Origin of the sequence: Butyricicoccus sp., assembly GCF_050872565.1 — a bacterium.
Taxonomy (GTDB): domain Bacteria; phylum Bacillota; class Clostridia; order Oscillospirales; family Butyricicoccaceae; genus Butyricicoccus_A.
The window spans coordinates 1-6,603 of sequence record NZ_JBNMHC010000104.1 but is presented as its reverse complement, the minus strand read 5'-3'; the positions used below and the strand labels follow the sequence as shown (position 1 = coordinate 6,603).

6 protein-coding genes are annotated in these 6,603 nt (G+C 54.9%); all 6 read right to left on the bottom strand.

Annotated elements, in window-relative coordinates:
- A partial coding sequence (gene gyrA / locus ACR0P9_RS05905; RefSeq protein WP_432618223.1) for a DNA gyrase subunit A occupies positions 1–2,487 on the bottom strand: 2,487 nt, incomplete at its 3' end.
- 5 nt (positions 2,488–2,492) lie between these two features.
- A complete protein-coding gene (locus ACR0P9_RS05900) occupies positions 2,493–2,687 on the bottom strand; it encodes a hypothetical protein (RefSeq protein ID WP_432618221.1) in 195 nt (64 codons plus the stop codon).
- Between the two features lie 13 nt (positions 2,688–2,700).
- Positions 2,701–4,638: a DNA topoisomerase (ATP-hydrolyzing) subunit B gene (gene gyrB / locus ACR0P9_RS05895; protein ID WP_432618225.1), complete on the bottom strand. Its 1,938-nt coding sequence runs from the start codon at positions 4,636–4,638 to the stop codon at positions 2,701–2,703.
- Positions 4,639–4,797: 159 nt separating this feature from the next.
- Complete coding sequence (remB, locus tag ACR0P9_RS05890) at positions 4,798–5,067, bottom strand: extracellular matrix regulator RemB (RefSeq protein WP_432618219.1); 270 nt, start codon at positions 5,065–5,067, stop codon at positions 4,798–4,800.
- A 246-nt stretch (positions 5,068–5,313) separates the two neighbouring features.
- Positions 5,314–6,423: a DNA replication/repair protein RecF gene (gene recF / locus ACR0P9_RS05885; protein WP_432618217.1), complete on the bottom strand. Its 1,110-nt coding sequence runs from the start codon at positions 6,421–6,423 to the stop codon at positions 5,314–5,316.
- Positions 6,420–6,603 (bottom strand): RNA-binding S4 domain-containing protein (locus ACR0P9_RS05880; protein WP_432618215.1); only part of this gene is annotated, 184 nt, incomplete at its 5' end. The genes recF and ACR0P9_RS05880, both read right to left, overlap by 4 nt.

Genomic DNA, 6,603 nt, shown 5'->3' with positions numbered 1-6,603 from the left:
GACATGGACATTTTCACCGGTGCGCATCACAATGACGCCCTTGGAATTTCTGCCGCACAGACGAATATCTCCGACGTCGGTACGAATCATGACGCCGTCATCCGTGATAATCAGCACGTCATTGTCCTCATCGACAACGGCACAGCCCGCGATATTGCCGGTAGCTTCACTCAAGGCATGAGCCAAAATACCCTTGCCGCCGCGATGGTGAATGGAATAATCCTCCACCGGTGTGCGCTTACCAAAGCCATTTTCTGTAATGGTCAGCACTTCGCCCTCCGGACGAGCACGAACGCCGCCAATAACGCGGTCATCAGCATCCAGCTCAATGCCCTTGACACCGACTGCCGAGCGGCCCATAGCGCGCACTTCGCTCTCATGGAAGCGAATACCTCTGCCCTTTGCCGTAATAATCAGCATATCCTGCGTGTCATCGGTCAGACGGACATCAATCAGGCGATCTCCCTCATTGAGCGACAGCGCACGCAGACCGGTCTTGCGGATATGGGTCATATCTGCCAGGCAAACGCGCTTGACAACACCGCGTTCCGTCGTAAAGAACAGATAATGCTTTTCATCGTACTGCTCTTCCGGTACGCTGAACATGGCAGAAATGGTCTCGCCCTGTTCCAGTGTCAGCAGGTTGACCAGATTGGTGCCCTTTGCCGTGCGGCTGGTCTCCGGAATCTGATAGCCCTTGAGCAGATATACCTTGCCAAAGCTGCTGAAGAACAGAATATTATCATGCGAGGATGCAGCAAACAGCACCTCTGCATAATCTTCTTCGCGGGTTGCCATCGCATTGACACCGCGGCCGCCGCGGCGCTGGGCGCGATACGACGACGTCGGCAGACGCTTGATATAGCCTCTGTGCGTCAGCGTATACGTGCAGTCCTCCTGCGGAATCAAATCTTCAATATCAATATCATCATCGACGATTTCAATGCCGGTGCGGCGTTCATCGCCGAACTTATCGCGAATGGCAATCAGTTCCGTGCGAACGACTTCCAGCTGCTTTTCTCTGCTGTTGAGTACTTCGAGCAGCTCATGAATGCGGCCTTCGATCTCATCGTATTCATCCGCCAGCTTCTGACGCTCCAGACCGGACAGACGACCCAAACGCATACTCACGATAGCCTGTGCCTGTTCTTCGTCCAGATGGAACGGGAACTCTTCCTTGCCGTCCACAATGCCGAGCAGGGCGATCTGATTGACGATAAAGGTCTCTTCAATCAGCTTCTGCTTGGCTTCGGTCTCATTTGCCGATGCGCGAATAATCGCAATGATCCGGTCAATATTCTCGGTGGCAACCTTCAAGCCCTCTAAGATATGGGCGCGCTTTTCTGCGCGGTTCAGCTCATAGCGGCTGCGGCGTTCGATGATTTCTCTCTGGAACTCAATGTACTGGTCGATAAGCTCGCGCAGATTGAGCGTGCGCGGCTGATTATTGACCAGTGCCAGATTGTTAATCGAGAACGTGTCCTGCAGCTGTGTGTAATGGAACAGTTGATTGAGCACAACCTGCGGATTGGCATCGCGCTTGAGCTCAATGACCACGCGGATACCCTCGCGGTCAGACTCATCGCGCAGGTCGGAAATACCCTCTACGCGCTTGTCCTTGACCAGATCCGCAATGCTCTCGACCAGACGCGCCTTATTGACGCCGTACGGAATCTCGGTGGCGACAATGCGGGTGCGGTTGTTCGGCATCTCTTCAAAATGCGTGCGCGCACGAACCTTGAGCTTGCCGCGGCCGGTCGCATAAGCCGCACGAATGCCGCTGCGGCCCATAATTACGCCGCCGGTCGGGAAATCCGGTCCCTTGATATACTGGCAGATTTCCTCCAGTCCGGCTTCCGGATTGTCAATGACATGGCAGATGCCGTTAATCACTTCGGTCAGGTTGTGCGGTGGCATATTGGTCGCCATGCCGACAGCAATACCCGTCGAGCCATTGACGAGCATACTCGGGAAACGCGACGGCAAAACGACCGGTTCCTTGCGGTTGTCATCGAAGTTCGGCATGAAATCGACGGTATCCTTGTCAATATCCGTCATCATATGCGCCGCCAGCTTGCTCATGCGCGCTTCCGTGTAACGGTAAGCTGCCGGAGGGTCGCCGTCGATGGAACCGAAGTTGCCGTGGCCGTCAATCATCGGGTAGCGCAGCGAGAACCACTGTGCCATACGAACCATCGCGTCATATACCGAGGCATCACCGTGCGGATGATAGCGGCCGAGCACATTACCAACGGTCGTTGCCGCCTTGCGGTATGCGCGGTCTGCGGTCAGGTGATCCTCATACATCGCGTACAGAATACGACGATGTACCGGCTTGAGACCGTCGCGTGCATCCGGCAGCGCGCGGCCCACGATAACCGACATCGCGTAGTCGATGTACGATTTTTTCATCTCTCGTTCCAGATCGACCGGAATGATCTTCTGGTTTTCAAAATGGATTTTATTCTTTTCAGTATCCTTTGCCAACTTGCTTATGCCTCCTCATCCAACAATTCAGAGAGACAAGAAATGGCCTCTTCCAGCGAATCCAGCGCATCCTCTAGGATGGCATCTTCTTCGGAGGTCTTTTTCGTCTTCTTTGCCGGCAGCAGATCCACCAGCGCATCATGTCCGTTCATCAGCTGCTGTGCCGCAGCCTTGATCCGTGCTTGTTTTAATTCGTCCATCCGTACCTCCGGCTTAAATGTCCAGATTGCTGACATACTTGGCGTTTTTCTGAATGAACTCGCGGCGCGGCTCTACCTTTTCGCCCATGAGCAAGGTAAAGATCTCATCCGCCATCGAAGCGTCTTCCAGCGTCACCTGCAGCAGCGTTCTGTTTTCCGGATTCATGGTTGTCTCCCACAGCTGCTCCGGATCCATCTCGCCCAAGCCTTTATACCGCTGAATGTCCACGCCATCGCCCATTTCCGCCAGCACACTGACCTGCTCCTGCTCGGTGTAGGTGTAGCGCACGGTCTTGCCCTTGGTGTTCTTGAACAGCGGCGGCTGTGCGATATACACATGTCCCTGCTCAATGAGCGGACGCATATAGCGGAAGAAGAAGGTCAGCAGCAGCGTGCGGATATGGCTGCCGTCGACATCGGCATCCGCCATCAGAATAATCTTGCCGTAGCGCAGCTTAGCCGGATCGAAGTCCTCGCCGAAGCCCGCGCCGAACGCGGTAATCATCGGGGTCAGCTTATCATTGCCATAGACCTTGTCCAGACGCGCCTTTTCTACGTTGAGCATCTTGCCCCACAACGGCAGAATCGCCTGATACCGGCGGTCGCGGCCTTCCTTGGCGGAGCCGCCTGCGGAATCGCCCTCGACGATGTAAATCTCAGTTAGCTCCGGATCGCGCTCCTGGCAGTCTGCCAGCTTGCCCGGCAGAGAACCGGATTCCAATGCGCTCTTGCGCCGGGTCATCTCTCGCGCCTTGCGCGCCGCCTCTCTGGCACGCGATGCGGTCTGTGCCTTATCGATAATTGCCTTGCCGACAGACGGATTTTCCTCAAAGAAGATGGTCAGCTTTTCGCTGAGCATAGAATCCACCAGATTGCGCATGTCGGAGTTGCCGAGCTTGGTCTTAGTCTGTCCCTCAAACTGCGCCTCCGGCAGCTTGACGGAGATGACAGCGGTCAAACCCTCGCGGACATCTTCACCGGAGAAGTTCTTGTCGCTGTCCTTGAGGAAGCCGAACTTGCGCGCGTAGTCGTTAATGACCTTGGTCAGCGCGGATTTAAAGCCGGTCTCATGCGTACCGCCCTCCGTGGTGTTGATGTTGTTGGCAAAGGACAGCAAATTCTCGTTGTAGCCGTCGGTATACTGGAGTGCAACCTCTGCCATAGAATTGTCGCGGCTGCCCTCCACGTAAATAACATCCGGATGCAGCGCGGTCTTATTGCGGTTTAAGTACGCGACAAACTGCTTGATGCCGCCCTCATAGTGCATGACGTCTTCGCGCGGCTCATCGTCCGGATCGCGCTCATCGCGCAGCGTGATTTTGACGCCGCCGTTTAAGAACGCCTGCTCCTGCAATCGGTTGGCAAGAATCTCATAGTCGTACTGCAGCGTCTCAAAGATCTGTCCGTCCGCTTTGAAGCGAATGGTCGTGCCGGTCTCATGCTTGCACGGAACCGAACGCAGGGTAGAGACGGTCTTGCCGCGGGCAAACTTCATCGTATATTTATTTTCTCCGTCGTATACCGTTGCTTCCAGCCACTCGGACAGGGCGTTTACAACAGAGGAACCCACGCCGTGCAGGCCGCCGGATACCTTGTAGCCGTCGCCGCCGAACTTACCGCCTGCGTGCAGGACGGTGAGTACCACTTCCAGCGTCGGAATGCCCATCTGCGGGTGAATGCCGACCGGAATGCCTCGGCCGTTGTCGCGCACGGTGACGACGCTGTCCGGCTCCAAGGTGACCTCAATATGGGTGCAGTAGCCCGCCAGTGCTTCATCGATGGAGTTATCCACGATTTCGTACACCAGATGGTGCAGGCCGCGCGCAGAAGTCGAGCCAATGTACATGCCCGGGCGCTTGCGGACCGCTTCCAGTCCTTCCAGCACCTGAATCTGGCTCTCATCATAGGTTTCCTTGACGGTCAGATCCAGGATCTCTTCGCTCATACTCATATCATACATTCCATTTCTCCGGCGAACCTTCCTAAGAGGGGGAAAAAACAGCACCGGCCGCCGGCTTCGGCTGCTGTCTCCAATGACAAAAAAATCAGCATGGAATAAAACAATCCCGCTCGGCACGGGATCTCTTATTCGGAAAATAAACCAATCCAATTAGACGGAAGAATCCGTCAAAACCTGCTCGCTTCGGCGCAGAAGCGTCGCAGTGGACAGCTGGGAGATGTACAGCGTGCGCACGCCGCCCTCCTCGCAGAGAATGCAGGACTTGGGCAGATCATCAAAGATCGCCTGTACCCGTCCCGCCTTTTCCATCGAGGCGATGAGTGCGCGGGTGTGTTTGGACCATGTCGCGGTGTCCATGTCGTAGATGCCAAGAATGGAATGGGTCGGAACGACCACATCCTGTCCCAGATGCAGATACATGCGGACACCTCCTGCTCCAAGCAAAATTTCAATCCCAACTCTGATTTTTATTATACCACTTTTTGTGAAGTTTTGCACGTGTTTTCTCAAAAAATATTTCCGTTTCTCGAATTTTTGCCCACTTTTTTGTCGACAAAGCGGCAGCTTTTCCACACGATTTTCCACATGTTTCATTCTGGGTATTTTTTCGCAGAATTTTAGAGAAAAAACAGCGGATTCGCCCGCCGGGCAAATCCGCTGTTTGTGTTATACGCGCTGCACGGTGCCGCCGGAAACCGAAAACATCCGTCCGTCCTGCACCTGCGCGAGCTTTTCCGGCTCGCAGCAAGTGATGAGAACCTGTCCATTTTCGATGCGGTTGAGCACAAAATCCTGCCGTTTGGCATCCAATTCGCTCAAAACATCGTCAAGCAGCAAAATGGGGTATTCTTTCGTGCTCTCATAAAACATATCGCGCTCGGCGAGCTTGAGCGACAGCGCACAGGTACGCACCTGTCCCTGCGAGCCAAAGCTCTTTGCCGAGCGTCCGCCGATGAGCAATTCCAAGTCATCTTTGTGCGGGCCGGACAGGCACGAGCGCGAGGCAATTTCCGCACTGCGGTGGGCGCACATATGCTCCCAGATCTGCATCCCGATGTCTTTCGCAGAAGCAAACGGATCCGTCACAGCAGATACCGTGTGATACCGGTACGACAGCTGTTCATTCTTGCCGGACAGCGAGGCGTGAATGCCCTGTGCTTTCTCCATCAGCGCCCGCAGATAATACGCGCGATACCGGACGAGCTGTCCGCCTATCGCGGACATTCTGAAGGAGAAATCGTCCAAGGTATCAAGCAGTGATGGCTTTTCCTCGGCATCCTTCAAAATACGCAGCTTGTTTTCGTGCAGCCTGCCATACTCCGACAAATACCGCGCATAATTCGGCCGCAGCTGGCAAAGCGCGATGTCCATGAACCGCCGCCGAGCGGCGGCGCCCTCTCGAATGAGCATCAGATCCTCTGGACAAAACAACACCGTGCGCAGCACGCCATTGACATCAGACAGCCGTTTTTGCTTGATGTCATTGATAAAAAACTGTGCTCTTCCGGCGTTCGGAACCACAGCCCGCACGGTCATATTGCGCTTTTCTGCGAAAAAAGCGGCGCAGACTTCCGCCTGCCGTGCGCCAAAGCGCACCGCATCCCGCTTTTGTCCCGAACGGAACAGCCGCGTGGTTGACAGAAGTCCGACTGCTTCTAAGATATTGGTCTTTCCCTGCGCATTTTCTCCGCAAAATACATTGACGCCCGGCGCCAATGCCAGCTGTGCGGTCTCATAATTGCGAAAATCGCGCAGTGTCAGCGTTTGGATGTTCATACAATACGGAACTGCTGTCCGTCAGCCAACGTGATGGTATCACCCTTATGCAGTTTCTTGCCGCGCTGGGTGCAGGTCTCGCCGTTCACGGCAACTTGTCCCTCTTCGATCATCCATTTTGCCTGTCCGCCGGTAGCGCACACCCCGGCAAATTTCAAAAAAGCGTCTGCTTTGATAAAT